2 protein-coding genes are annotated in these 2,123 nt (G+C 33.3%); both read left to right on the top strand.

Features of this window, described 5'->3' with window-relative positions; genetic code table 11:
* Positions 1 to 178: 178 nt before the first annotated feature.
* Positions 179 to 904 carry an ABC transporter ATP-binding protein gene (locus ABE048_RS19635; protein WP_430312984.1) on the top strand — a complete coding sequence of 242 codons (726 nt, stop codon included), beginning with the start codon at positions 179 to 181 and terminating at the stop codon, positions 902 to 904.
* Entirely contained in the window at positions 901 to 1,917 is a 1,017-nt protein-coding gene (locus tag ABE048_RS19630) for an ABC transporter permease (protein WP_430312983.1), read from the top strand. Before ABE048_RS19635 ends, ABE048_RS19630 begins: the two co-directional genes overlap by 4 nt.
* Positions 1,918 to 2,123 lie beyond the last annotated feature (206 nt).

The following is a 2,123-nucleotide window of genomic DNA, read 5'->3' as shown; positions in this document are numbered from 1 at the left end:
ATTTAATGTGTTGAAATGTTATTATTTAAAAATCAAAAGTAGATTTATGAAATTGATTAATTTGAATGAATATAAATGCGAATAAACACTTTCGATAAGAATGTTTATTGTATTCCTCTAATCGTTGAATTACACTCGAATTATAGTTAACACCGTGTTTAGTGAAAGGATGATGAGGATGACTGTTTCAGTTGAAATCACAGGAGTAAACAAACAGTTTCATAAGCATGTAGTTTTAAAGGATATAAGATTAACTGTTCAAAAAGGGAAAATCTTTGGGATGATTGGTCCTTCTGGTTGTGGAAAAACAACATTAATAAAAGTGATAGTAGGGATGTTAAAGCCAGATAGTGGCAATGTGATCGTATTAGATAAACCAGTTCCTCAATTTGATCAATTAGAAAAAATAGGGTATATGGCACAATCTGATGCACTCTATACAGATTTAACAGGTTTTGAAAATCTAAAATTTTTTGCTAAATTATATGGATCCCCTAAAAAACAAAGAGAACAACAAATTGCTTATGCTGCAGAGGTTGTACAATTAACAGATGACTTAAAAAGAAAAGTACAAGATTATTCAGGTGGGATGAAGCGTCGATTATCACTTGCGATTGCCCTGATTCAAAATCCAGAAATATTAATATTAGATGAACCGACTGTAGGAATTGATCCAGCATTAAAGAAAACAATATGGAAGGAACTTGAAAGACTTCGAGATGAAGAACAAAAAACAATTTTCATCACAACACATGTGATGGACGAAGCAGAAAAATGTGATGAGTTGGCTTTAATGCGTGAGGGTAAAATTATTGCACAAGGAATGCCAGTAGAACTAAAAGCTCAATTCGAAGCAGATAATTTCGATGATGTATTCCTAAAAGCAGGGGGGCATCTATCATGAGAATTTTTGCATTGGTGACTAGAATCATACAGCAAATGATTCGTGATAAACGAACAATGGCGTTGTTATTTTTGGCACCATTACTTGTATTAAGCTTGATGTACTTTATTTTTAATTCAAACGAAGTAGATACTACATTAGGTGTTGTGAATGTAAATGAAAAAATCGTGAAAACAATTGAGAAGTCAGATGTAAAAGTTAAAAAATATGATGAATTAACAAACAAAAAGGCCATAGATGATAAACTCGATGGCTGGTTGAAGGTTGAAGACGGCAAGCTTTCACTAACATTACAAAACGATCAACCAAGTCGTGCAAAAGCACTTCAATTAAAGCTAAAGCAAGCACTTTCTGGTCAACCACAGCAATCTACTCCAATTTCAATCGATTATGTTTATGGAGACAAGGATACAGTATTATTTGATGTGATTAGTCCAATATTAGTAAGCTTTTTCGTTTTCTTCTTTGTTTTTTTAATCGCAGGAATTGCGTTATTAAAAGAACGTACGACCGGTACTCTAGAAAGATTACTTTCTACTCCAATAAGACGATATGAAGTAGTTTTAGGATATTTAATGGGCTATGGAATTTTTGCTGTTATTCAAACCTTAATCGTCGTTTTTTATGCAGTAAATGTACTAGATGTTGTACTCGTTGGCTCCATTTGGAATGTACTTTTAATTAATTTGTGTTTAGCGTTAGTTGCATTGTCACTTGGTATTCTATTATCTAGTTTTGCGACATCAGAGTTTCAAATGGTGCAATTTATTCCTTTAGTAATCGTCCCACAGATATTCTTTACAGGACTATTTCCGTTGGATGGTATGGCAGATTGGCTAGTTAATATCGGACGAATCATGCCACTTTATTATGCATCAGATGCGATTACTGGTGTCATGTATAAGGGATATGGCTTTAGTGATATTGGAATAGATTTATCAGTATTATTAAGCTTTGCATTGGTATTTATCGTTCTAAATATATTCTCATTGAAAAAATACCGCGCATTATAAGAAATCAATTTTAAAATATTGACAATCAGATTAATCTGTTGCATTCTTATATGTAATATTAAGCGTAAGTGAAGACTAGTACGTATGTCACTTCTGTAAAAGAGAGCGATGTTCACCGGCTGAAAGGCATTGCAACGGAACCATGCAGAACCTACTTCATAGCTCCTAGCAAAACTAGGCGCAGTCTCAAGCGTTATGAGGAATGA

The organism is Rummeliibacillus pycnus, assembly GCF_050459865.1.
GTDB classification, from domain to species: Bacteria; Bacillota; Bacilli; order Bacillales_A; family Planococcaceae; genus Rummeliibacillus; species Rummeliibacillus pycnus_B.
This window is presented reverse-complemented; position numbering and strand designations above follow the sequence as displayed.

Coding starts and splice junctions, on each gene's coding strand:
- ABE048_RS19630 (WP_430312983.1), top strand. CDS start 901: ATGAGAATTTTTGCATTGGTGACTAGAATCATACAGCAAATGATTCGT.
- ABE048_RS19635 (WP_430312984.1), top strand. CDS start 179: ATGACTGTTTCAGTTGAAATCACAGGAGTAAACAAACAGTTTCATAAG.